The sequence below is a fragment of the Sporosarcina trichiuri genome, assembly GCF_030406775.1.
Taxonomy (GTDB): domain Bacteria; phylum Bacillota; class Bacilli; order Bacillales_A; family Planococcaceae; genus Sporosarcina; species Sporosarcina trichiuri.
In genome coordinates, this window is the sequence record NZ_CP129119.1 from 1 (window position 1) to 22546 (window position 22546).

Here is a 22546-nt window from a genome sequence, read left to right on the forward strand (position 1 = left end):
AAGGGGCATCAACCGCTGCCGACACTCGGAGTTGAAACAGCTTTTACGGATATCGTCCAACAATTCTTTGACCGTCGGTACTCAGAGATCATGACAAGCCGAAGTCCGTTCATCAGCAAGCAAGAGCGGCTGCAGATCCTCCAGCAGGATATTTGCTCGGCGTATAGGGAGAAACCCGCAGAACGGCCACATGCCCTACTGCGAGACATTGAGCTGCAGCTATGCTGACAGGACCGGAGAAGCTAATTGTTCTGCTGAAGATGCTCCCCTGGATCTATATGATCGGCCACTGGGGCTGGTGGTTCATCAAGTTTGAAGAGAGGAAGGAAGCGCGATGCAGACCGCAGTCGGGCACCGTTGTCCGCTTGGACATCAGTTCTGGACAGAAGCGACGCTCCGCTTAGAGCAACTGCATGATTTGCGCTGCCCCGTCTGCGGCGAGAAAGACATTGAGTCCGACTGTACCATACCTTTGGAGGTGAGACCGTGGAACATGAAAGCGTGGAACGAACTCTCCGCACGGGCTATCCAGAAGCAGAAGCACGGCTGGTGACCCACTGCGGCAGTTGCGGTGGAGAGCTGTATGAGAAAGAGGAAGTCCTGCTGCACGACGAGGATGTATTCTGCGACAACGACTGCTTACTGGATCATCTGATCGACGCCGGACATGTCTGGGTGAAGGTCCTCGATGAGGAGGTGCCGGTGTGAACAAGAAACGCCGCAAGCGCTGGCTCCAGAAACGGCAGAAAGATTACCGGCGGACGAAGTTTATACAGGCATTCCGGGAGCACTTCGTCAAACGAGGACTACTTTGAAAGGAGGGTTGTTAAACAGTGTGCGAGTATTGCGATTCCGAAAAGGATGCTTGGGGACGTCGACGTCCGCTTTATGTGCAGACATTTCCTCTTAGAGGGCACCCCATCCCAAAAATAAAGCGGAATGCACTGAAAATCTACCGAGAAAAAAACAACAAGAAAAAATATTTTCTAGGCGTCTACTCAAAAGACATCGATGGAGACGGTTTGGTTTGGCGGAATAACGGATTCATCATGAAGAAACCTATCAACTTTTGCCCAATATGCGGCAGAAACTTAAAAACACCCACTCGGCAAAGTGGGCGCTCAGGTAAAACATCTTTCCCGCAGTATACCACAAATGAGGAGGAAACAGAAATGAATTTCACGCTCACTATTGATGCGCCGGAGCTGGCGCAAGCGATCAACAATCTGGCAAATGCCTTGGAAGTCAATCCGCTCCCGACCTCGCTGCCTGCAGCTGAAACGACAAAGAAGGCACCGGCTGCCGCGAAGAAGCCGGCAGCCGTTACAAAGAAGGAAGAGCCGAAGCCTGACCCTGTTCCCGAGACAAAACTAGAAACACCGGAGCCGGTGAAGGAAGAACCAAAGAAGGAAGCAACTGCTACTGCTGAAGCGCCAGGCATGACGCTGGAAACCGTCCGCACGAAACTGGCCGCGTTCGCGTCTGCCGATAAAGCGAATCAGGTGAAAGTGAAAGACGCGCTCCAATCACTCGGCGTGAAGAAGCTGACGGACGTCAATCCGGCAGACTACGGCACGCTGCTGGATGCGATCGGGTTATCCGCATGACGGCGATCAATCATGCCGAGCGGGCACACGCCAAGCTGAGTGCGTCCGGATCCTCCCGCTGGATGGCGTGTACGCCGTCTGCTGCAGCGGAAAAAGACTTACCGGACAGCACGTCCATCTTTGCGGAAGAGGGCACGGCCGCGCATGAACTCTCCGAGCTGTTCCTGCAGTACGAAATCGGGGAGATCAGCAAGCGGGCGCTTTCCATCCGTGTCAACAAGTTCAAAGCGAAGAACGAACACTACTCGCAAGCCATGGAGGACTATGTGAAGTCGTATGTCGATGTCGTGATGGAACGGGTGAATGAAGCACGAGCCGCAACGCCGGACGCCCTGGTCATGATCGAGCAGCGACTCGATTTCAGCGAGTGGGTGCCGGAGGGCTTCGGCACCGGAGACGTTCTTATCATCGCTGACGGTCAGCTGGAGGTCGTCGACCTGAAGTATGGCAAGGGTGTGCCGGTCAGTGCCGAAAACAACTCGCAGATGCGGCTGTATGGTCTGGGTGCGTACGACCGCTATAGCGTACTGTATGACATCGACACGGTGCGGATGACGATTGTCCAGCCCCGGCTTGACAGTATCTCCAGTGAGACGCTGACCGCCGACGAACTGCTTTGGTGGGGCGAAGAGGAAGTTCGGCCGAAAGCGCAGATGGCCTGGGACGGCGAGGGCGAGTTCGTGCCCGGCGACCATTGCCGTTGGTGCAAGATTGCCCCGGTCTGCCGAGCCCGTGCGGAAGAGAACCTGAAACTCGCAGAACACGACTTTGCCGAACCGGCCACGCTCTCCCATGAGGAGGTGGCTCAGATCCTGCCCGTCGCCGATCAGCTGCAGAAGTGGGCGAAGGATATCTCCGACTACGCACTGGAGCAAGCCGAGAAACACGGCGTCAAGTTCCCCGGCTTCAAGCTGGTCGAAGGTCGGAGCAATCGGAAGTACAGCGACACGGATGCGGTGGAACAGACGCTGCTCGAGAACGGGGTCTCAGAAGACGCGTTCCTCGAGAAGAAGCTGTTGACCATCACCAAGCTCGAGAAGTCGATCGGTAAGACCGTGTTCAGCGACCTGCTGGGCGACCTGATCGAGAAACCGCCCGGCAAGCCGACGCTCGTCCCGGAGGACGATAAACGGCCGGAGCTCAGTTCTGCCGCGTCAGCTGCCGCAGACTTCGGCGACGACCTATGAAACTGTGAAAAAGGTAGGGAAAAGTAGGTCGAATTACAATAAACCAACTACTGGAGGAATTATAAATGGCGAAAATTAACGGAACGAAAGTGACAACGAACGAAGTACGCATGTCTTATGCACAGGTGTTCGAGCCGAAAGCAGCACCTGGATCGACAGAAGAGAAGTACAGCGTTTCTCTCCTGATCCCGAAGACGGACACAGAGACCATTCAGGCGATCGAGCAAGGCATTGCGGCGGCTCAACAGGCTGGTGTCGAGAAGTACGGCAAGAAGTTCCCGGCGAACCCGAAAACGACGTTCCGGGATGGGGACGAAGAGCGCCCAGACGATCCGGCATACAAGGGGCACATGTTCCTCAACTGCTCCAGCAAGACGAAGCCGGGCATCATCAAAAAAGCGGCACCCGGCAGCGGCGTCAAGTTCGTGGAGATCACGGACGAGAGCGACTTCTACTCTGGCTGCTACGGCAAAGCGATCGTGAACTTCTTCGCCTATGACGCACAGGGCAACCGCGGCGTATCGGCGGGACTGAACAACCTGATGAAGACTCGTGACGGAGAAGCGTTCGCTGGTAAGGCAGCCGCGGAGGATGATTTCGCGGATGAGTTCGAAGATGAAGATGACGATTTCCTAGGTTAATAGCAGGAGGGCTGGACAGCCCTCTTTTTTATACACAAAAGGAGGAGCTTGATAACGTTGACCCTGGAAGAGTGGAAAGACATCCCCGGGCATGAAGGCAAATACCAAGTAAGTAATCTCGGACGAGTAAGAAGTCTCGATAGGTATGTGCGAGGAGAGACCAAAAATGGGACGGAATTTAAACGACTTGCTCGAGGGAAAATCTTAACTCCTGGTGTTTTCACCAAGTGTGGGCACCTATCTCTGCCTTTAGGTCGTCGGACACACGGAAGGCCAGTCCATCAATTAGTTTTATTAGCATTCGAGGGTCCCTGTCCTGAAGGGATGGAAGTTAGACATTTGAACGGAGACCCACAAGATAACAGGCTCGCTAATCTCGAATACGGAACTCGAACAGAAAATATTCTCGATGTCTACCGGCAAGGGAAACGGTGGAGGAAGCTCAGTACAGAAGACGTTCAAGAGATTAGAAGAAGGCTTGCTTCAGAAGAGGCAGTGAAAAGCATAGCAGCTTCATTCGAAGTATCCATCGTGACTATTTACAACATAAAGAAAGGGGTCTTTTACGGTTGGTTAAAACCCTCTCAATAGATATTGAGACCTACTCCGACGTCGACCTGATCAAGTGCGGCGTGTATGCATATACCGACTCTCCGGCGTTCGAGATCCTGCTCTTCGCCTATTCGGTCGACGGTGGACCCGTGGAGGTCGTCGACCTGGCACAGGGCGAACAGCTGCCGACAGAGATCCTATCAGCGCTGACCGATCCCGCTGTCCAGAAGATCGCCTACAACGCAAACTTCGAGCGGACCTGTATCGCCCGGCACTACGGCATCAGCCAGCCGCCGGAACAGTGGAAGTGTACGGCGGTGGATGCCTCTCGGCTCGGCCTTCCCGGCTTCCTGGACGGCGTTGCACAAGCGCTCAAGCTGGACGTGCAGAAGGACTCGGCCGGTAAGGCGCTCATCAAGTACTTCTCCGTTCCGTGCAAGCCGACGCAAGTCAACGGCGGCCGTACTCGGAACCTGCCGGAGCACGACCCGGAGAAGTGGCAGCAGTACATCGAGTACAACCGCCGCGACGTGGAAGTGGAGATGGAGATCCGCAAGAAGATCGACCCGGCGCTGGACGTGAGCCCGGAAGAACAGGCTCTCTGGTCGCTCGATCAGCGTATCAACGACCGCGGCGTCCGAGTGGATCTGCAGCTGATGGAACAGGCGATTGCCTGCAATGAAAAGGTCGCGTCTGCCTTGAAGCAGCAGTCGAAACAAATTACAGGACTGCAGAACCCGAACAGCACCGCTCAGCTCAGTGGCTGGTTGGAAGAGCAAGGGCATCCGCTGCCGAACCTGCAAGCAGACACCGTGGACGACCTGCTGGCGACACTTCCGGACGGAGACGTCAAGCAGGTTCTGACCAACCGTCGGCAGCTGTCGAAAGCGTCCGTCTCGAAGTACAAGGCCATGCAGCGTTCCGTCTGTTCAGACGGCCGCATCAAAGGGTTGCTGCAGTTCTACGGAGCCGGCCGCACCGGTCGCTGGGCAGGTCGGATCGTCCAGGTGCAGAACCTGACGAAGAACTACATGAAAGACATTGAGAACGCGAGCCGGGTGGTCAAGTCCGGCCAGTTCGACGCCATCCCGCTGCTGTTCGATGAGAGTCCAAACGACATCCTGTCTCAACTGGTCCGTACAGCGCTCGTCGCGTCACCTGGTAACCGGCTCATCGTTTCCGACTTCTCGGCGATTGAAGCGCGAGTCATTGCCTGGTTTGCCGGGGAGCAGTGGCGCCTGAACGTCTTCGAGACGCACGGCAAAATCTATGAAGCGTCTGCGTCGGCCATGTTCAACGTACCGATCGAGAACATCGGGAAAGGCAGCGATCTCCGGCAGCGCGGGAAAGTCGCGGAACTGGCCCTCGGCTATGCCGGAGGAACCGGTGCTCTGAAAGCGATGGGTGCCCTCGACATGGGTTTGGAAGAAGGAGAGCTGCAAGGACTAGTAGATGCCTGGCGCGGCGCCAACCCGAACATCGTTCGGTTCTGGCACGCCTGTAACTCAGCAGCCATCGAAGCGGTGGAAGGCCGCACAGCGGTCTCCACGCACAAGCTCACGTTCGATTACCGGAAAGGCATCTTGTACATCGTCCTTCCGTCCGGTCGCCGTCTCGCTTATGTGCGACCGCGGATTGAAGAAGGCAGATTCGGGCAGCCGGCTCTCGTCTTTGACGGTCTCGACTTCAACCGCAAGTGGGGGAAGGTTGAGACGTTCGGCGGGAAACTGGTCGAGAACATCGTCCAGGCCACGGCTCGGGACTGCCTGGCCGTCTCCATGATGAACGTGGAAGCGGCCGGCTATGAGATTGTCATGCACGTCCACGATGAACTGGTCACCGACACACCGTACGGCTTTGGAAGCCTGGCCGAGGTAGAGGAGATCATGGCACAGCCCATCTCCTGGGCGCCTGGCCTGCCACTCAACGCTGACGGGTTCGAGACCGAGTTCTATATGAAGGAGAAGGACTGACGTAGTCGACAGAAGATGCGAAGGAGTGAATATCATGCTATTTGTGTGCGATATATGTGGAACAACAGACTGTGATTGCGATGAAATATGGTGCGACGAATGCGGAGAGTTGCTTCAGGATTGCGAGTGTTGATACACATCCCGAAGAAACTGCGCACTCCCTGAAACGGCATGAAAGTTACCAGCAAGTCAAAGGAGGGATCCTTATTGAAACCACCCATCAGTTTGGTCGACACCAAAGCCGATAAGCTCCAGCAGGACAAAGCCGAAGTGCAAAACGCAATCCAGTACATCACTAGCATCATACCCGAACAGATTCAGGTATTCGCCTTACACGCAAAGATGCTCAAAGCCAAAAAGGACGCCCTCATGCAGGAAGGGTTTTCCGAAGAACAGGCGATGGAGATCGTCAAGACCCGCCCCATTTTCGAATAAAAAGGAGGAACTACACATGACTGAATCGATACAGAACGCCCTACAGAAACTCCAGGAAGCGATGGTCGCCACGGCACAAGCCGCGGCTGCCGTCTCTGCGCCACCCCCGTCACTTGAAGAACAGTCGACCGAAGACCTGCTGCAGCTGATGACCGAGGCACTTGCGGAAGTGATCCGCCGGCAGCAGCCGGACCCGCTGACGCAAACACAAGCTCTCGGGAACCTACCGGTCGGCGCCATTGTTCGGGATCGACACTCCAGCTACCGCGGCGAAGTCATCCTCTGGCAGACCGCCGATCATGGTTACTACCGCCAAGGAGAAACCACGTTACTGGCAAAGAATATCCTAGCCTTCAAAGCGTTTGACGCAGCAGAGCCGGACAATCCGGATGAGTACCGATCGCGCTACGGCAACAATGACTACAACGACAGCAATCTGCTGCAGTGGCTCAACAGCGTCGGGCCGAACTGGTTCTCGCCGCAACACGCCCATGACGCGCCGCCGACAGAAGAGAACGTCAGCAGACGCCCATATGCAGACGAAGCGGGCTTCCTGACGAGTGTTTCCCAAAGACTACAGATCGAATCTGGAGACGTATTCCTCCTTTCCGCCGAAGAAGTCGGGTTGCAGGAAGGGAAACCGATGCAGCTGTTCACCGACAATGATTCCCGGAAAGCCTACCCGACCGAAACGTGTGTCGAGTTGGACGATGAAGGGGAGACGGATGAACCGGACTGGTGGTGGCTCCGCACCCCGAACGCCGCGAGTTCGTACGGCTCGCGTAGCGTCTACTCGGGTGGCACGTTGAGCGGCATCTACGCCTTCATCGGGAACTATGGTGTCCGCCCCGCTTTGAATCTGAAATCCGCTCTCCGGGTAACTGCGGAACCAGATGAACACGGCGTCTATGATCTGGTGTGGGTGTGAATTCATGGCAAAGCCGACTCACACATTCACGCTGACGGACAGTGATCGGAAACAGCTGCATCGGCGGGTGCACGAACATATCCGCCGCGGCTTCCGCCCGCTCAAGTTCTACAACATCGAAACCGAACGCAGTCAGATGACTAATTGCGGGTACAAAGACGGGTTCGGTGAATACCATCGCCAGCGAGAGTCGACCGGCAGCACCACTTACTGCGCGGTGATGTCCGGGAGGTTGAAAGAAACATGCAGAAGCTCATAGACGGGGAGTGGCACACGCCGGAAACTCTCGTCGAACAGTATAAGCGGCTGGTGTACAAACACGCCATCCGTTACGCCAAACGGGACCTGCACTTCCGGGAAGACCTGGTGCAGGTCGGGTATCTCGGACTGCTTCGTGCGTTTGAAAGGTTCGACCACGAGCAAGGTATCAAATTCATCACTTATGCGACGGATTACATCTGCGGGTATATGCAGCGGACGTTTGACCTGGAACGGGTGATCCACGTACCTGTCCAGGTTGTCCGCAACGCCTGGCGCATCGAACGCGACAACTTATGGGCATTGCCCGACGAAGACATCGCGGAGCGTCTCCGAATTACCCCGGTTGCTGTCCGTAACGCCCGTCTGTACTTCGACCATCGGCAGAGCACAGCCAGTCTGGATAAGACGGTGGACGACGAAGGCGAGCTGGACGGTCACGGTAGAGCGGGCGTACTGGATGATTACAGCATGCTGCTGATGGACAGCTACACGGAAGGGCTCAACGACCGTGAAAAACTCATCGTACAACGGCTGATGGCCGGTCAGATATATGAGGATATCGCCGCGGAATACGGCATTACGAAATCCCGCGTCGGCCAGTTGGTGCAAGGCATCCGGCGCAAAGTGAAACGAAATCAGGAGGCGATGGAATGATACAGGTATTGGATAGAGGGTACGTCCGTCTGGAAAACAAGATGGGCAGCGATTTGACGATCGTGAATAGTGCACGCGTGTCCTACGACAAGAAATCAGAGGAACTGACAGAGAAGGACAAAGGGTTGATCCGATTCTTAATACGGGAAGGGCATACCAGCCCGCTCCGACACGCCATGATGACGTTTGAGATATACGCCCCGCTAATGGTCGCTCGGCAGTGGTGGAAGTACGTGGTCGGCAGCGACCATACGATGGACAGCTGGAATGAGTCATCAAGACGCTACCTCAGCGAAGATGAACACTTCTACATCCCCGGCTCCCATGAGTGGCGCGGTAAACCGGCAAACAGTAAGCAGGGCAGCGCCGGACCGGTCGATACGATCCTCGGCATCAGCTTGACCGACAATCTACTGCGCCATATCGACAGCTCGATGGAGCTTTACCGCATGGCGCTGGAGGACGGCGTCGCCCCGGAGCAAGCCCGGCTCTTCTTGCCTGCGTATGGCATGTATGTCCGGTGGTATTGGACAGCCAGCCTGCAAGCGGTGCTGCACTTCCTGGATCAGCGTCTGGAGCATGACGCGCAGAAAGAGATCCAGCTGTACGCCGAAGCTGTGGAACAGTATGTCACCCGGGAGTTTCCGGAAGTCTATCAAGCGTGGAGGGATCAGCGATGACGACTGAACAGAAAACAATGATGAAAGACGTCTACGAACAGCGGAAGAAACGAAAAGCCCTGATTGCGTCTGTCGAAGCCGCAGGTCTGACGAAGGAAAAATATGAAAATCTGAAAGCGAATAAGGTAACGGACGGCAAGATCATCGAGCAGTTCGGCCTGTACGCGACGAAGCTGAACAACTGGAAAAAGGCTGTCGGCCTGTTGGACGGTCCATCTGCTGCACCTGCAGAAGAGAAGAAGCTGCCGGCAGACAATGACCTGAAAGACAGTCTCTCCCGTCTCAAGGAGAAGTTTGACACTCCGGCACCGTCGCCTGACGTTGAGGAAGTTCCAGAGATTGAGAATCCGTCCCTCCGTGAGAAAGACGTGCTGACACCGGTCAGTGAAGTAACGATCAACTATGAAAAGATGTGCGAAACCAAAGATAAGGAGATCGCCCGTCTGGCGACGCTGAATGAAAGTCTGAACGGCAAGATCGCCCGAGTCAACGAGAAGAACGCAGAGCTGGCTGCCGAGAACAATAAGCTGTATCGAACCAAGCCAGAGGCTCCTGATGCAGATCTCGTCGCTGACCTGCGGCAGCGGATTGCTAGTCTCGAGAAGGAGCTGTCCGATCGGAACACTGACAGCGAGAAAGCTGACCAGGCGATTGTGGAGCTGACGCAGGAACTTCAGGCCGCGCATCACCGCATCGAAGCCTTGAAAGCGACGGAAGCTGACTATCTGCAATTGGAGGTCGACTACCGCAACCAGCAGACTGCCTATGACCGGCTCCTGCAGCGGCAGAACAGCCTAGAAGAGACGGAGCAGATCAACCACTGGTTGATGAAGCGCTGCGTCGCGCACGTCGAACAGCAAAGCGAGGTGCAGTGAGATGACCATGATGATGATGGGTCTGATGGTTGCCCTCAGCGTAACCCTGATTGTTACGTCTGCCCTGTATATGACGAAGATTGGAAACCTGCAGGCAAAAGTGAGTGAACTGCAGCATGAGGCTCTTCAGCACGAAACACGGAGCGAGTGGCAGATGGAGCGCTTTGAAAGCCAGCTGGAGCGCCGGGATCTCCGTATTGAGGCGTTCGAAAAGACTTACGAAAACCCCGTTCTCGCGGAAGTGCACCGCAAGCTCGCCAAGCAGACGGAAAAAGGTCTGAAGAAATACGGGCATACCGTGCGACCGGAGCAGTATCGGGACGACCAGTGGCTGCTTCACCTGCAAGAAGAATTGATTGATGCCGCGGCATATGCGGAATCACTGATGCAGAAACGGAATAAGCAGGAATGACTGACGCGCCGATCTACCTGTCCATCGACGAATGGAACCAGCTGCTCGGCATCAATGACAGCTATAAAGCCCCGGATGCCCTCTGGCGTATCCTCAAAGATAAACAGCGTCGGGAAAACCTGTTCCGCGAAACGCTCGAACTGCATCGGTACCAAGTCGATGTGGACTGGTTCCACCAATATTTCCAGGAAGAACACGCCCAGCGGAAAAAGTACGGGCAGGACTTTACCCCAAACAGCGTCAGCACGCTGCTGGCTCGAATCGTCAATCCAGACGGTGAAGATGGAAACTACTACGAGCCGTCTGCCGGCTCCGGGGGCATCGTGATCCGCAAGTGGGACGAAGACCGCTGTCAGCACACACCGTTCAGCTACCGTCCGTCGATGTACCTGTACCGGCTGGACGAATTGAGCGACCGAGCAGTGCCGTTCCTGCTGTTCAACACGATGCTGCGCGGAATGAATGCGGTGATTGTGCACGGCGATGTGCTCACGAAAGAAACGAAAGCTGTCTATTTTGTCCAGAACGATGCCGACGATCACCTGCAGTTTTCGAACCTATACCGCATGCCGGTCAATCAGGCGACTGCCGATCACCTGGACATCGTCTGGGCAGATGGCGCGATATATGAAGAAATTGATACACCTGGCGAATGGCCGGCACACGTAACCGGCGCCATGCAGGCGCTGCAGAAAAGGAGTGGGGAATAATGGGAAATTTGAGACGGCGCGGGGTAGATCCGCGAAAGGTAGACAACAAAGAAATTCAGTTCACTACATTAGCTGTATACCGAGGGAAGGTTCATTTGGTCGCCTGCCGAGATGTACAGGCCCGCGAGGCAATGGATACGACTGCTAGACTTGGCACAGACACTTTGATCGAAACAAAACTGCAGGACGATGAACTGCTCGAACTGCTGGCCGGTGATTCTGCCAAACTGCGAGAGCTGCTGGGACTGCCTCCTGTGACAGAGGAGGGTTCTTATGACAGAGGAGGGTTCTTATGACAGAGGAGGGTTCTTATGACAGCTGAAACGAATGCGGAGCGGTTGGAGCGATGTAGGCAATTCGCGAGTGCCGAAGATATCGACTGGCTCATCCAGCAAACCGAGCGAGCGCAGGAGTTGGACAAGGCCCTGTCTGATGAAAACGAATTACACAACGCAATGTATGACAAAGCTGTCGGATTGGATAGGAAAAACGCCCGTCTGCGGGACCAGGTAAAGGACCTGGAGGACTTACTAAAACAGGAGCGACAGAACGCCCAGTACCAACATGATCGGAAGCACCTGAACGCCGAGCGAGCGCAAAAGTTGGAGAATCAGATAATCGCTATAAAAATATTATTCGAAAATGAACAAAGGGAAAACGTCCGTCTGCGGGAAGCGTTGTACGATATAGCGGAATGCAATTTGGGGATCATTCACATTGCCGAAGCAAGTGAACGTGCCCGACAAGCCCTGAAAAGGAGAATCGGAATGAGAACTCAGGCCATTATCACAATCCGTCAAGAGACCACGGAAGCAGAAGCAGAATTGATCAGAGCTGCCTTCTCGGACGCAGCGATCGTCGACCGTTTGAAAGAGCACATGGAGAGCGAAATCCGAGAAGGATTTTTGGATGGTTTTCCTGCTGAAGTGACTCTCGATCTTCAATTGATCGAGGACACGCCATGAAACAGCTCACGGAACAGCAGCCCGTGACCGCTGCCGACGTCGACCGCCTGATTCGCCAGATCGATACCCTACTTGAAGGAGGAACCGCAGATGATGACCATCGCTCAAAAGAAACAACAGACAAAAGAGTTGCTGGATGACCTGAAACAGAAACAGAAGGCCGCACGGAAAGACAAAGATGAGAAGGAGGCCGCCCGTCTCCAAGACCTGATCTATCAGGAGCAGGTCCGGGTGGATAAGTACCGAGTCAGTGTGAAGCCCGTCCGTTTCAAAAACGGCCACGTGGTCAATGGTGCGCTGATTGACCAGTACCGCAAGAAGCTGCCGAAGACCGGTGAGCTGACCGCGTACTTCGAAGAAGGACCTGAGGTGCCGCGCTTGCTAGTGCTGGCGCACTCGACCGGCAAGATCGCCCTCGTCGACTGGTCGGAACACTTCGACTCGGTAAAATTGCCGGAAGGAGAGGATCTGCTTGAAAGACTGGGAATCGTTCTTACGGAAACACGCCAAGTCCATCGTGAATCCTGATCATTTATCCTCGTTCGCGCAAGGCATCAACTTTAACGGAGAAGGCCGCGCTTATCTGTCAGACGGCATCCTCGCTGTCCGGCTCAGTGGACTGCCCGAAATCGGCTTCAGCTATGTCGAAGACCTGAACGGCAAACCGATGGACGTGGAAGCGAAACTGCCGGAACGACTGAATCGGCTCTTCGACCAGGAGATGGAGGGCGCGGTCACCGTGAGCACGAAAGAGCTGCAGCAGGCCGCGGATTTGCACACGTCGCTGCGGAAAGCAGTGCAGGGGGCAAAGGCTGCAAAAGAAGCGCTCTACCGTGTCGATCTGCAGCGGGTGGATGGTGCTCTCCGGCTGTCGCATAAGACCGAAGAAATCAGCGGATACACCGTTCTTGCGGAGAGACCTTGGGAGGACTGGCCCGTGCAGCATGTCGCGGGAGACCGCCTGCTGGCCGCGGCCAAACTGTTTGCGGAAGACTATGAAACTGTGAATCTGGAGTACCGGAACCGAATGATGATCCGGCTCTCTGCCGGCAACCTGGAAGCCGTGCTTCTCGGCATCCGGGTGTACGACTGAAGGAGGAACTGCTATGGAGCTGAATGAGTATCAACGACAAAGCGCCCGAACGGCGCAAGAACACGACCTGGAGCAGCTGAACTACGCCCTCGGGATTGCCGGAGAAGCCGGAGAAGTGGCCGACCTGATCAAAAAGCGTTTCTTTCACGGGCACACCACCTCGTCGGAGGAGCTGAAGAAAGAGCTGGGAGACGTGCTGTGGTATCTGGCGCAGATCTCCCGCATCTTCGGAATTACCTTGGAAGAGGTCGCCGAAGGAAACATCGAGAAGCTGCAGCACCGGTACCCGGACGGCTTCAGTGAGACACGCAGTATCGGACGGACGGAATAGCAGTCGAAAGCGAGGTACCTGTATGGTGCAGAATATTGACCGGAATCCACAACTGAATATCCAACACGACGGCGCACTGGTGCTGTCGACGGCCAGCAGCCGGCACTCGACGTCCTGGCGCAACACGGACATGCAGTGGAGCGACCTGGTGCGGAAGCTGTCACAGACGACCCGGACGCCGGAGACGTACGCGGAGTATCGCAACCTGTCGAAAGCTGAACAGGGGCAAATCAAGGACGTCGGCGGCTTCGTCGGCGGAACGCTCAAAGGCGGACGCCGGAAGGCCGATGCGGTCGGCTGGCGTCAACTTGTCACGCTGGATGCCGACTTCGTCAAAGGCGACTTCTGGGGCACGGTCGAGATGTTGTTCGACAACGCCTGCGCGGTCTACTCCACCCACTCGCACCAGCCGGACAGGCAGAAGATGCGTCTGCTGATCCCGCTGTCCCGCTCCGTCACGCCGGAGGAGTACGTCGCCGTCTCGAAGCGGATCGCCGCAGACCTCGGCATCGACATGTTCGACGACACCACCTACCAGCCGCACCGGCTTATGTACTGGCCGTCAACGGCGACGGACGCTGAGTACCTTTTCGAGGTGCAGGACTCCGCCTGGCTCGACCCAGACGAGGTTCTCGCCCGCTACGTCGACTGGCGTGACCCGCTCGAGTGGCCGACGTCGAGCCGGCAGCAGAAGGTGCAGCGGAAGATGGCCGACCGGCAGGGGGATCCGACGGACAAGCCCGGCATGGTTGGCGCGTTCTGCCGCACGTACACCATCGAAGACGCCATCGACAACTACCTGCAGGACCAGTACAGCCCGCACTCCGAAGGCCGCTACACCTACAACGAAGGGAGCACCGCCGGCGGACTCGTCCTCTACGATGACGGCCTGTTCGCCTACAGCCACCATGGCACAGACCCAACCAGCGGCCTGCTGGTCAACGCCTTCGACCTGGTGCGGATCCACCTGTACGGCGCCCTCGACGAGGACGCGAAGGAAGGGACCCCGATCAGTCGGATGCCGTCGACCCTCGCCATGTCGAAGTTCGCCCAAGAGGATTCGGAAGTGAAAAAGACCCTCGTCCGGGAGCGGCTCGCGGACGCAGAAGCCGACTTCGCAGACGAGTCTTCTATAGAAGGAACTGCCGCACCGGAGGATGATGAGAACTGGATCCAGCGTCTGTCCATTAAGAAGGACGGCGGGTTTGTCGAGAGCCGGACCAACCTGATGCTGATCCTCGAGCACGACCCGCATCTGCGCGGCAAGTTCGCCCTTGACGAGTTCGCGCAGCGGACACTGATCCTCGGTGATCTCCCTTGGCGCAAGACGACAGGGGCGAACGACTTCTTCAACGATTACGACGAGTCGGGCTTGCGGAACTACCTGGAGCAGGTATACGACCTGTCCAGTGTCTTGAAGACGCAGGATGCCCTGGCGCAAGTGTTCCACTCGCATGCGTTCCACCCCGTGCGGCAGTACTTGGAGGGACTGACCTGGGACGGTGTCGAACGGCTCGATACCCTGCTGATCAACACGCTGGGCGCCGAAGACACAGAGCTGAACCGGGTCGTCACCCGGAAGACGCTGACAGCCGCAGTCGCCCGTGTCTTCAACCCCGGCTGCAAGATGGACTACATGCTGACCCTGGTCGGGCCGCAAGGCATCGGAAAGAGTAGCCTGTGGGGCCGTCTCGGCGGCGATTGGTTCAGCGATAGCTTGACATCAGTCACCGGGAAAGAAGCCTACGAACAGCTGCAGGGTGCCTGGATCGTGGAGATGGGGGAACTATCCGCGACGCGGAAAGCGGACGTGGAATCGATCAAACATTTCCTCACGAAACGGGTCGACCGGTTCCGGGTGGCCTACGGGCGCCATGTGACCGACTTCCCGCGCCAGTGCATCTTTATCGGCACGACAAATGACGTGGAATTCTTGCGGGATGCCACCGGCAACCGCCGGTTCTGGGTCATGCCTGTCGGCAAGCGGAAGGTAGCGCAAGACTGGCACAGCCTGACGAAAGTGGAGATCGGGCAGCTGTGGGCGGAAGCGGTGGAGCGGTATCGCGCAGGAGAAGCGTTGTATCTGCCACAGGCATTAGAAGAGGAAATGTGGGAGATTCAGAAGGGCCACAGCGAGGAATCACCGCTGTTTGGACCGATACAAGAGCATTTGGAGAGGCCGGTTCCGGGTAACTTCGACAGCATGGAGATGGGCGACCGCAAACGATTTTTCGCAGACGAGTTCGGTGAGAATCCGGAGGATGAACTGCTGGTGCCGAGGTCTCGCGTCTGCGCACTGGAGATCTGGATCGAGCTGTTTAATGGTTCTGCGAACAAGTTCCCGATGATGGATCGGCGGGAAATCAACTCGATTTTACGTCGGATGCCGGGATGGACGGAGCACGACAGCAAGTCCAGAACCCTTCGATTCGGGCCGGAAATCGGGACGCAACGAGCCTATATCCGGGCAGCTGAAATGGAATTAGAGGAAGTAAATGGTTTGGAATTTCTGGAATAAGAGCGTCAACAAAGTCCGTTTTACCGTCAACAGACTTTGTTGACATTGTTGACGCTGCTGGCCGGAAAAACGTCGAGCGTCAACCATGTCAACAAACTTTTTCGTATTGTTGACACCTATTGTTGACGCCTTCAGCCCTTGTGGCTGTAGGGCCCAGCCCCTACCGTCAACAATGTCAACAATATATTCTCTAAAGTAGTATGAAAGTAAGAAAATAAGAGAATATGCGCACATGCGCGCGAGGAATACCCCCTTATTCTCTTATTTCCGGTTGAGAGATGAGAAACCGCTAAAAATCGTTGACATTGTTGACGTTGTATTTTTGGTGAAGAAGGAGTGAGTGACTTGCTGGAAAAAGAACTGGAAAGAAAGTTCGTGGAAATGGTGAAAGCCGAGGGCGGTCTTGCGTTGAAATTTACGAGCCCGAACATGGCCGGCGTTCCGGACCGGATCGTCCTGCTGCCGGACGGTGTTTTCTTTTTCGCCGAACTGAAACGTCCCGGGCAGAAACTCCGGCCGCTGCAGCTGAAACGGAAAGAGCAGCTGGAACAGTTGGGCTTCCGCGTCGCCGTCGTCGATTCTGTGGAGAGTGTGGCACGAGTTCGACACACGATCCGGGGAGGTGATGCAGCCTATGACTAAATACATTCCGCATGCTTACCAAGAGCACGCCATACAGAAGATCATTGACAGCCCTGCCGCTGGTTTGTTTTTAGACATGGGCTTGTAGCTTGGGGAAAACAGTCACAACCTTGACAGCCGTCACCGAACTGCTGCACAACCACTTCGCCATACATAAGGTGCTGATCATCGCGCCGAAACGAGTGGCCGAGGATACGTGGAGCCGGGAGACCGAGAAGTGGGACCATACCCAGTACTTGCGGATCTCGAAAGTGCTGGGCGGCAAAAAGACACGCATAGCTGCCCTGGAAGCTTCAGCCGATCTGTACGTCATCAACCGCGAGAACGTCGACTGGCTCGTCCAGTATCTTGGAAAGAACTGGCCGTTTGATATGGTCGTGATCGATGAGCTGTCTAGCTTCAAGAGCCCGAGTGCGAAACGGTTCAAGCAGTTGCGGAAGGTAAGGCCGTTCATCGAGCGCATCGTCGGCCTGACCGGGACACCAGCGCCGAACAGTCTGATCGATCTATGGCCGCAGCTGTACCTGCTGGACCGCGGGGAGCGTCTCGGCAAGACCATCACCAGCTATCGTGACCGGTACTTCAACCCCGGCCGCCGGGATCCATCCAAACACATCGTCTACACGTGGGACCTGAAAGCGGGAGCGGAGGACGCCATCCATGAACGGATCGGGGATATCTGCCTCAGCATGAAAGCGAAAGATTACCTGCAGCTGCCGGAACGGGTCGACAACATTGTCCGCGTCCAGCTGTCGCCGAAAGAGCGCGAGCTGTATACCCGCCTTGAGCGTGACAAGCTCCTGGAGTTTGATGGGCAGGACGTCATCGCGAACAATGCGGCAGCCGTCATGGGGAAATTGCTGCAACTGGCAAACGGCGAAGTGTATGACGATGAGGGCAACACCGTCCGCGTCCATGACCGGAAGCTGGACGCCCTGGACGACATCATCGAGGAAAGTCAGGGACAGCCGATCCTGCTGTTCTACTCTTACAAGCATGACCGGGATCGGATCAAAGCCCGGTTCCCACAAGCCGAGGAGCTGGATCAGGCGGACAGCATCAGTCGTTGGAACGCGGGAGCGATCCCGCTGCTGTGCTGCCACCCGGCGAGTGCAGGGCACGGGCTCAACCTGCAGGACGGCGGACACCTGATCGTGTGGTTCGGATTGACCTGGAGCCTAGAGCTATATCAGCAGGCGAATGCCAGACTGGATCGGCAAGGGCAGACCGAGAGTGTCATCGTGCATCACATCCTGGCCGCCGATAGTGCGGACGAACAGGTACTGCGAGTGCTGCAGGACAAAGAGCAGGGGCAAGACGCCTTGCTGGAAGCTGTCAAAGCGAGAATCGAACAAGCGAAAGGGTGACTGTGGGTGCTGCCATATAAACACTACAAGGATTTACTGCATGAAATCGAACTGTTGGAAATCCTGATCAAGCAAGCGGAAGCTGAACGGATGGAGTGGGACTTTGAAGGGCGTCTCGGTAGCCGGGTGCGGATGGATATCGCTGCACAGAAACTGGACAGGCTGGCCGAACGGATTGAGGAGCTGTCGGAGGAGCTGGATCAGCGCGAGGAGCACCGGAAGCATATCGAGCACAAGCTGGGGGAGTTCCAGTCGATCGAGTACCGAGTGGCGTACAAACGCTTCGTCGAAAACAAACGGCTGGAGGTCATCGCGGAGGAAATGGGGTACTCCCTGGCCTGGATCAAGAAGGTCTCTGCGCGTATTTGAAAAGAGTATACTTTTTGTATACCTACTTTTTTAGCGGGAAGTGTTAAGGTATAGGTGCGCATCTGTACTCTACCTCTACCCAAACAGGCGCACATTCCTCCTTCTCCCTTCCTGCTTGAGCCGCAGGGAGGGTTTTTACATATGTCTGACAAAGCGACTAGCGTGAAAGCGGTGATACGATGTGAAATTAACGGTAAAGCAACAAAAGTTTGCGGATTATTATATTGAGACAGGTAACGCGTCAGAGTCTGCCAGAAAAGCAGGTTACAGTAAAACCTATGCAACTACGCATGTATATAAGCTGCTAGATAATGCTAGAATTCGGGATTATGTCGATAAGCGAATGGCCGAGCTGGCGTCTGAACGGATCGCCGATCAAACGGAGATCCTGGAGCTGCTGACGGCAATCGCCCGCGGACAGGTCACGGAAGAAGTCCTGATCGGGACCGGAAAAGGTGCACAGACCATCACAGATATGGACGTGGACGCTTCCAACCGAATCAAAGCGGCTGAGCTGCTCGGCAAGCGATATGCCATGTGGACAGAGAAGCAGCAGGTCGATGTAGCAGGTGCGGTCACCTTTGTCGATGATATTGGTGATGCGGATGAAGCGTAAGCTGTCCGAGTTCCTGCCGAAAGCCTTTCATCCGGTCTGGCGTGCCGCGATTTCACCTGACATCCTGAACATCGTTTGCAAAGGTGGCCGGGGCTCTGGAAAGTCTTCTGATGTGGCGCACATCTTCGTGCAGCTGCTGATGCGCTATCCGGCAAACGCCATCGGCATCCGGAAGGTCGACAACACGATCGAGCTGTCCATCTTCGAGCAGATCAAGTGGGCTATCAGCGAACAGGGCGTCAGTCATCTGTTCAAGGTCAACAAGTCGCCGATGCGGATTACTTACCTGCCCCGCGGCAATTATATGGTGTTCCGAGGGGCGCAAGAACCGGAACGGATCAAGTCCCTCAAATCAGCCAACTACCCGTTCGCCTTTGCGTGGATCGAGGAGCTGGCTGAATTTAAAACTGAAGACGAAGTGACGACCATCACCAACTCCCTGCTACGGGGAGAACTGGCTGATGGTCTTTTCTATAAGTTTTTCTTCAGCTACAACCCGCCAAAGCGGAAACAGTCTTGGGTGAACAAGAAATACGAGACGTCCTTCCAGCCGGCGAATACGTTTGTGCATCACAGCACCTACCTGGACAACCCGTTCATCTCGAAGCAGTTCATCGAGGAGGCGGAAGCGGCCCGGGAGCGTAACCCGAAACGATATGACTGGGAGTACGGCGGGGAAGCCGTCGGATCCGGCGTGGTGCCGTTCGACAACCTGCAGGTGGAAGCCGGCAGCATAACCGATGAGATGGTTGACCGGTTTGACAACATCCGTCAAGGCGTCGACTTCGGGTATGGCCCGGATCCGCTGGCCTTCGTCCGCTGGCACTATGACAAAAAGCGGAACGGCATCTATGCAGTCGATGAGCTGTACGACCACAAGGTGAGCAACCGCAACCTGGCTAAGTGGATCATCGGCAAAGGCTATCAGTCGACCGAGCTGACAGCGGAGAGTGCGGAGCCGAAGTCCATCGATGAGCTGAAGAAGGAACACGGCATCCGCCGGATCCATGCTGCGAAGAAAGGTCCCGATTCTGTCGAGTACGGCGAACAGTGGCTGGATGACCTGGACTTCATCTGCATCGATCCACAGCGGACGCCGAACATTGCGAAAGAGTTTGAGAACATCGACTATCAGACGGATCGGGACGGCAATCCGCTCCCTCGTCTGGAAGATAAGAATAACCATACGATTGACGCGACACGGTATGCGTTTGAGCGCGATATGAAGCGCCCATCCGTATCCGTGCTGAAGTGAGGTGACTACATATGCTGCTGGAGGACCTGTACCGTCCCCGCTGGCATGAGAGGATGGTGGACGTGATTACAGATATGGTAGATGGCGTGATCACCGATGATGAGGTCATGCTGCAAGAGATACAGAAATGGCTGAACAGCGATACCCGGAAGAACATGCTGACCGGAGAGCGCTATTATCTGAATCAGCCGGATATCCTGGAAGATAAGGTTCAGCCGATTGACTGGAAGAGTAACCAGAAGCTGACGCACGACTTCGTGAAGAAGCTGGTCAATCAAAAGATCGGCTATCTGCTGTCGAAAGAGCCATCGTTCGGGACGGAGAATGAAGAGTTTCACGATGTGCTGACAGACAGGTTTGACCGCGGGCTGCTGAAGAAAATCAAGAACGTCGGCAAGGAAGCGATCAACAAAGGCATCGCGTACCTGTATCCCTACATCAGCGAGACGGGACGGCTGTCCTTTACCAAGTTCCCGTCGGAACAGATCATCCCGAACTGGGCGGACAACGAACACATGGAAGTACTGTCGTTCTGCCGTGTGTATGAGGAGACGTACTACGACGGCAGGCAGGAGAAGATCCGCACCAAGGTGGAGTTCTATCATGAGAACGGTATCCAGTTCTTCCTGCTCGAAGCGGGCAAGCTGATTCCGGACGTCGAGGCAGGCATCGAAGCGCCGCACTTCTATATCGGCGATACCGGGCACAACTGGGAGAAGATTCCCCTCATCCACTTCAAGTACAACGAAGAGGAACAGCCGCTCATTGACTCCATCAAAGAGCTGATCGACAACTACAACCTGCAGGCGTCTACCAATGCCGATCTGCTGGCGGATACACCTAACTTTATCTACAAGCTGGTCAATTACGGTGGGCAGGATCTCGCTGAGTTCCTCTCCGACCTGCAGAAGTACCGGGCCGTCAAGACAGATGAGAACGGCGATGTCGACAAGCTGCAGGCCGATATCCGCACGGAAGCCGTGGAGAAAGAACTGGACCGCAACCGGAACTCCATATACGAGTTCGGCCGCGGGGTCGATACCCGGGACGTCAATCTTCGGGATGCGTCCGGTGTCGCGCTCCGCTTCCGGTATTCCGATCTCGACATGGACTGCAATATCCTTGAAGCGGAGTTCCAGTCATCGATTGAACACATGCTCTGGTTCATCACGCACTACTACCTGATGACAGAGGGGCAGGACTTCACCGAGGAATCGGTCAATGTCGTTTTCAACCGGGACATCATCATCTCAGAGCCGGAAGCCATCGAGTCCTGTGAAAAGTCGGTCGGCATCCTGGATGATAAGACGATCCGGGAGAATCACCCATGGTACACCGACGCCGTGGAAGAGCGTCTGAAGCAGCAGAAGGCTGAGGAAGAGCGTGCGTATGCCGAGTACGCTGACGAGTTTTCGAGAAAGCAAGCGGAAGATGTGAGTGACGATGGCGAGTAAGCAATACTGGCAGACCCGCTCGGAACAACGGGAGCTGGAAGCGCAGCTTGCGGCCAGCAAATACCTCGCCAAGATGGACGAGCGCATCCGGGAAGCGCAGCAGGACATTCTGCAGCAGATCGAGGTCTTCTATAGCCGTTATGCTGTGGAGAATCAGATCAGCTTGACGGAAGCGCGGAAGTACCTGACCAGCACGGAGCTGAAGGAGTTCAAGCGCATTAACCTGAAACGCTTCCGGGAGATGTCACTGGCCGGCAATCCGGACTATGAACGCCTGCTGCATGCCGTCAGCTACCGGGCGCGCATCAGCCGTCTGGAAGCGCTGAACTTGAACCTGGAGCTGACGATGGCCGATCTGTACGGCGGTGCGAACGGCCTGCAGCAGTACACATATACCGGGTTGGCAGACGTCTACACCAACTCGTTCTATAAGACGCTGTATGACTTCAGCCAGGCAGGTGCTACTCTTGGTGCTGTGACGGCATTGACCAACGAGACCGTGAAAGAGGCACTCGCCTACAACTGGAGTGGCAAGGAGTTCAGCAAGCGCGTCTGGGGTCACCAGAAGCAGACGCAGCAGGCTATCCGGAAAGAGCTGGAGCGCACCTTCGCATCCGGCCGTTCGCTGGATAAAACAGCACGTGCCATCATGAAGGTCACGGACAGCAGCTACTCCCGTGCAGAAGCGCTGGTGCGGACGGAAGCGAACTTCTTCCACAACTCGGCGGCTCATGCGGCGTACGGGGAAGCTGGTATCGACCGCTATGAGATCCTGGCGACACTCGACCATCGCACGTCTTCCATCTGCCGCAAGCAGGACGGCAAGATTTATGCCGAGAAGGACTACAAAGCTGGGGAGACCGCTCCGCCGTTTCACGTGCGCTGCCGTTCGACGACGATCCCCTACTTCGATGAATCGGAGTACATGCAGGACGAGAAGCGGCAATCCGCCGACGGCCTGATCGACAAGATGACTTACGAGGAATGGTTCGACATGACGGTGAAAACAGAGGAGGAGTGA

27 protein-coding genes and 1 pseudogene are annotated in these 22546 nt (G+C 55.8%); all 28 read left to right on the forward strand.

Translation table 11 applies throughout. From position 1 onward, the window contains the following. The first annotated feature begins 221 nt into the window (after positions 1–221). The 28 genes and pseudogenes from QWT68_RS00005 to QWT68_RS00140 all read left to right on the forward strand — a co-directional run bounded on the left by QWT68_RS00005 (position 222) and on the right by QWT68_RS00140 (position 22546). Entirely contained in the window at positions 222–404 is a 183-nt protein-coding gene (locus QWT68_RS00005) for a hypothetical protein (protein WP_290148881.1), read from the forward strand. Positions 405–486: 82 nt separating this feature from the next. Further along, entirely contained in the window at positions 487–708 is a 222-nt protein-coding gene (locus tag QWT68_RS00010) for a hypothetical protein (RefSeq protein WP_290148883.1), read from the forward strand. A 464-nt stretch (positions 709–1172) separates the two neighbouring features. Then, positions 1173–1607 carry a hypothetical protein gene (locus tag QWT68_RS00015; RefSeq protein WP_290148885.1) on the forward strand — a complete coding sequence of 145 codons (435 nt, stop codon included), beginning with the start codon at positions 1173–1175 and terminating at the stop codon, positions 1605–1607. After that, the gene (locus tag QWT68_RS00020; RefSeq protein ID WP_290148886.1) at positions 1604–2794 is read left to right on the forward strand and encodes a DUF2800 domain-containing protein; all 1191 of its coding nucleotides are present in this window, start codon (positions 1604–1606) and stop codon (positions 2792–2794) included. The genes QWT68_RS00015 and QWT68_RS00020 overlap by 4 nt, the downstream gene beginning before the upstream one ends. Before the next feature lie 65 nt (positions 2795–2859). Continuing rightward, positions 2860–3435, forward strand: coding sequence for a DUF2815 family protein (locus tag QWT68_RS00025; RefSeq protein ID WP_290148888.1), 576 nt, complete (start codon positions 2860–2862; stop codon positions 3433–3435). Between the two features lie 57 nt (positions 3436–3492). Next, a complete protein-coding gene (locus QWT68_RS00030) occupies positions 3493–4026 on the forward strand; it encodes an HNH endonuclease (RefSeq protein WP_290148889.1) in 534 nt (177 codons plus the stop codon). Continuing rightward, entirely contained in the window at positions 4005–5960 is a 1956-nt protein-coding gene (locus tag QWT68_RS00035; RefSeq protein ID WP_290148891.1) for a DNA polymerase, read from the forward strand. Before QWT68_RS00030 ends, QWT68_RS00035 begins: the two co-directional genes overlap by 22 nt. A gap of 207 nt (positions 5961–6167) precedes the next feature. Further along, complete coding sequence (locus QWT68_RS00040; RefSeq protein ID WP_290148893.1) at positions 6168–6395, forward strand: hypothetical protein; 228 nt, start codon at positions 6168–6170, stop codon at positions 6393–6395. A 16-nt stretch (positions 6396–6411) separates the two neighbouring features. Further along, positions 6412–7323, forward strand: a complete 912-nt coding sequence (locus QWT68_RS00045) for a DUF6273 domain-containing protein (RefSeq protein ID WP_290148895.1) — start codon at positions 6412–6414, stop codon at positions 7321–7323. A gap of 4 nt (positions 7324–7327) precedes the next feature. Continuing rightward, positions 7328–7582 carry a hypothetical protein gene (locus tag QWT68_RS00050; RefSeq protein WP_290148896.1) on the forward strand — a complete coding sequence of 85 codons (255 nt, stop codon included), beginning with the start codon at positions 7328–7330 and terminating at the stop codon, positions 7580–7582. Next, positions 7567–8238: a sigma-70 family RNA polymerase sigma factor gene (locus tag QWT68_RS00055; protein WP_290148897.1), complete on the forward strand. Its 672-nt coding sequence runs from the start codon at positions 7567–7569 to the stop codon at positions 8236–8238. The genes QWT68_RS00050 and QWT68_RS00055 overlap by 16 nt, the downstream gene beginning before the upstream one ends. Continuing rightward, the gene (gene thyX, locus QWT68_RS00060) at positions 8235–8918 is read left to right on the forward strand and encodes an FAD-dependent thymidylate synthase (RefSeq protein ID WP_290148898.1); all 684 of its coding nucleotides are present in this window, start codon (positions 8235–8237) and stop codon (positions 8916–8918) included. The genes QWT68_RS00055 and thyX overlap by 4 nt, the downstream gene beginning before the upstream one ends. Next, a complete protein-coding gene (locus QWT68_RS00065; protein WP_290148899.1) occupies positions 8915–9793 on the forward strand; it encodes a hypothetical protein in 879 nt (292 codons plus the stop codon). The genes thyX and QWT68_RS00065 overlap by 4 nt, the downstream gene beginning before the upstream one ends. 1 nt (position 9794) lies before the next feature. Beyond that, positions 9795–10205: a hypothetical protein gene (locus QWT68_RS00070; protein WP_290148901.1), complete on the forward strand. Its 411-nt coding sequence runs from the start codon at positions 9795–9797 to the stop codon at positions 10203–10205. Then, positions 10202–10915 (forward strand): N-6 DNA methylase, encoded by a 714-nt coding sequence (locus QWT68_RS00075; RefSeq protein WP_290148902.1) that lies wholly within the window; start codon positions 10202–10204, stop codon positions 10913–10915. The genes QWT68_RS00070 and QWT68_RS00075 overlap by 4 nt, the downstream gene beginning before the upstream one ends. Beyond that, entirely contained in the window at positions 10915–11211 is a 297-nt protein-coding gene (locus tag QWT68_RS00080; RefSeq protein WP_290148905.1) for a hypothetical protein, read from the forward strand. The genes QWT68_RS00075 and QWT68_RS00080 overlap by 1 nt, the downstream gene beginning before the upstream one ends. A gap of 15 nt (positions 11212–11226) precedes the next feature. Further along, complete coding sequence (locus QWT68_RS00085; protein WP_290148906.1) at positions 11227–11880, forward strand: hypothetical protein; 654 nt, start codon at positions 11227–11229, stop codon at positions 11878–11880. A gap of 90 nt (positions 11881–11970) precedes the next feature. Further along, complete coding sequence (locus QWT68_RS00090) at positions 11971–12408, forward strand: hypothetical protein (RefSeq protein WP_290148907.1); 438 nt, start codon at positions 11971–11973, stop codon at positions 12406–12408. Continuing rightward, positions 12353–12973 (forward strand): hypothetical protein, encoded by a 621-nt coding sequence (locus QWT68_RS00095; RefSeq protein ID WP_290148909.1) that lies wholly within the window; start codon positions 12353–12355, stop codon positions 12971–12973. Before QWT68_RS00090 ends, QWT68_RS00095 begins: the two co-directional genes overlap by 56 nt. A gap of 13 nt (positions 12974–12986) precedes the next feature. Beyond that, a complete protein-coding gene (locus tag QWT68_RS00100; RefSeq protein ID WP_290148910.1) occupies positions 12987–13304 on the forward strand; it encodes a nucleoside triphosphate pyrophosphohydrolase family protein in 318 nt (105 codons plus the stop codon). Between the two features lie 22 nt (positions 13305–13326). Next, positions 13327–15822, forward strand: coding sequence for a virulence-associated E family protein (locus QWT68_RS00105; protein ID WP_290148911.1), 2496 nt, complete (start codon positions 13327–13329; stop codon positions 15820–15822). Positions 15823–16167: 345 nt separating this feature from the next. After that, a complete protein-coding gene (locus QWT68_RS00110; protein WP_290148913.1) occupies positions 16168–16464 on the forward strand; it encodes a VRR-NUC domain-containing protein in 297 nt (98 codons plus the stop codon). Further along, positions 16448–17831: pseudogene (locus QWT68_RS00115) on the forward strand (SNF2-related protein). The gene QWT68_RS00110 and the pseudogene QWT68_RS00115 overlap by 17 nt, the downstream one beginning before the upstream one ends. A gap of 6 nt (positions 17832–17837) precedes the next feature. After that, positions 17838–18200 carry a hypothetical protein gene (locus tag QWT68_RS00120; protein WP_290148914.1) on the forward strand — a complete coding sequence of 121 codons (363 nt, stop codon included), beginning with the start codon at positions 17838–17840 and terminating at the stop codon, positions 18198–18200. Positions 18201–18381: 181 nt separating this feature from the next. After that, on the forward strand, positions 18382–18816 hold the full coding sequence (locus QWT68_RS00125) for a terminase small subunit (RefSeq protein ID WP_290148915.1): 435 nt from the start codon (positions 18382–18384) through the stop codon (positions 18814–18816). Then, positions 18800–20071, forward strand: coding sequence for a PBSX family phage terminase large subunit (locus QWT68_RS00130; RefSeq protein ID WP_290150492.1), 1272 nt, complete (start codon positions 18800–18802; stop codon positions 20069–20071). The genes QWT68_RS00125 and QWT68_RS00130 overlap by 17 nt, the downstream gene beginning before the upstream one ends. Before the next feature lie 11 nt (positions 20072–20082). Beyond that, the gene (locus tag QWT68_RS00135; RefSeq protein WP_290148916.1) at positions 20083–21525 is read left to right on the forward strand and encodes a phage portal protein; all 1443 of its coding nucleotides are present in this window, start codon (positions 20083–20085) and stop codon (positions 21523–21525) included. Beyond that, entirely contained in the window at positions 21515–22546 is a 1032-nt protein-coding gene (locus QWT68_RS00140; protein ID WP_290148918.1) for a minor capsid protein, read from the forward strand. Before QWT68_RS00135 ends, QWT68_RS00140 begins: the two co-directional genes overlap by 11 nt.